Below are 1,236 nucleotides of genomic sequence, written 5' to 3'. Positions count from 1 at the left end.
GGCGGGAAGAACCCGGGCGAGGAGATCGAGAACGGGGGTGGGGAGAACAACGGCAACGGCGAAGAGTCGAACCCGTCCGACGACACCACGGACGATACGACTCCGCAGTCGACCACTCCCGCCTCCACCACGCCTGCGTCGACCACTCCGGCGAGCACCCAGCTCCCGAACTCGGATCTTCCGCGCGGTACGTCCGGGCTACCCGGCGGCGTCGGCACCGGTGGGATGGGGTCGGGCGGCGGTCCTGGTGGCAGCGGTGTGCCGTCGACACCGGGGATGGGTCGCAGTGTGCCCGGTGGCGGGGCGAATACGCAGGGTAAGGCGGCGGCGTCGACCGGCGCGGGTGCGGGCTCGGGGCGCAATGGCCGGATGGGGATGCCGGGCATGGGCATGCCTGCCGGACGCGGCGGCGGCAAGGGCGAGGACGACGACGAACACAAGACACCCGACTATTTGATCTACGACCACGGCGATGAACTGCTCGGCAGTCAACCGCCTGCGTTGCCACCGGGTGGAGTGATCGGCGGATGAGCGAATCACGTTGGCGAATGGACGGTTTGATGTTCACCCTGGCAGTGAACGCGTTCGGCCGTGACCGGTTGCCGTATCCGATCAAATGGGAGCCGGAGCGCCGCGTCCCGGACGAACCGGTCCCCTTTGACGACTATCAGCGGATGCGCAAGGAGGCCGGGCAGCGGCTCGCCGCCATCGCCGATCAGCGCTTGCACCGGGCGATTTCCACGCTGCTCGAACCGGAGGTGCGGGTGGAGGTGCACGGCTTCTTCGGCCAGGATTTCCGGCAGGTCGTGCGCATCCACGCCGGCATCACCGGCCAGGAGGCCGCGATGGCGGTCCAATTGCCCGGCGCTACACAGGCTTACGGCCGTGATGTGATCCTGTCGATGCTGCCCGCGCCTGCCCTCGCCGGCCAGGTTGTTGCGCATCTACCCAAGTGCGCGGGCGGTAAGTACGAAGGGCTGCGGGCGCGCGGCTCGGATGTGAGTCGCGTCGAGTACGCCAAGCACCCGACCCGTCTGTCGCTCACCGAGAAGATCAACCGCATCGTGCGCCGCCCGCGCTCGGGCCTCGGCGAGATCGGCGTCTACGCCGGCGGCGCGATCGATGGCCGCCCCACCCCGGACGTCCGCGGCTTCACCTGGATGGACTACCAGCCCAACGACGGCCGCTACCTCCTGCAACACCACCCACACGACGAATTCACCCTCGCCCCCGCCC

1 protein-coding gene and 1 pseudogene are annotated in these 1,236 nt (G+C 68.9%); both read left to right on the top strand.

Annotated features, from left to right (window positions below):
- A pseudogene (locus tag GV790_RS28830) lies at positions 1–531 on the top strand (hypothetical protein); the annotation flags it as partial.
- Positions 528–1,236 (top strand): ESX secretion-associated protein EspG (locus GV790_RS28825; RefSeq protein WP_163817979.1); only part of this gene is annotated, 709 nt, incomplete at its 3' end. The pseudogene GV790_RS28830 and the gene GV790_RS28825, both read left to right, overlap by 4 nt.

The organism is Nocardia cyriacigeorgica, from assembly GCF_010858045.1.
Lineage (GTDB): Bacteria > Actinomycetota > Actinomycetes > Mycobacteriales > Mycobacteriaceae > Nocardia > Nocardia cyriacigeorgica_E.
This window is presented reverse-complemented; position numbering and strand designations above follow the sequence as displayed.